Origin of the sequence: Thermus aquaticus, assembly GCF_001280255.1 — a bacterium.
GTDB lineage: Bacteria > Deinococcota > Deinococci > Deinococcales > Thermaceae > Thermus > Thermus aquaticus.
This window is the reverse complement of the sequence record NZ_LHCI01000057.1, coordinates 1-431: the sequence shown is the minus strand read 5'-3', so window position 1 is coordinate 431 and position 431 is coordinate 1. Positions and strand designations below refer to the sequence as shown.

1 protein-coding gene is annotated in these 431 nt (G+C 64.5%); it reads right to left on the bottom strand.

Going from position 1 to position 431, the window contains the following annotated elements; all coding sequences use genetic code 11:
* Positions 1-17: 17 nt before the first annotated feature.
* Positions 18-431, bottom strand: a 414-nt coding sequence (locus tag BVI061214_RS00350; RefSeq protein WP_156303169.1) for an AMP-binding enzyme, incomplete at its 5' end; no start/stop codon positions are given.

Below are 431 nucleotides of genomic sequence, written 5' to 3'. Positions count from 1 at the left end.
AAAGCGTGTCGGAGCCTCTAGGCCTTTTTGGCGAACTCGTCCCTAAGCTCCCGTCTCAGGATCTTCCCCACGCTGGACTTGGGGAGGCCCTCCCGGAACTGGATGATGCGGGGGACCTTGTAGGCGGCCAGGTTTGCCCGGCAGAAGGCCTCAATGTCCTTTTCCGTGACCTTGCCCCGGTACGCTTCCTTGAGGACGATGAAGGCGGCCACGGTCTCCCCGCGGTAGGGGTCGGGGACGCCCCCCACGGCGGCCTCCGGGACGGCCTCGTGCCCGTAGAGGCCCTCTTCCCCCTCGGGGGGGTAGATGTTGTACCCGCCGGCGATGATCATGTCCTTTTTGCGGTCCACGATGTAGAAGTAGCCGTCCTCATCCATGCGGGCCAGGTCGCCGGTGAAGAGCCAGCCGTCCTTGAGGGCCTTTTGGGTTTC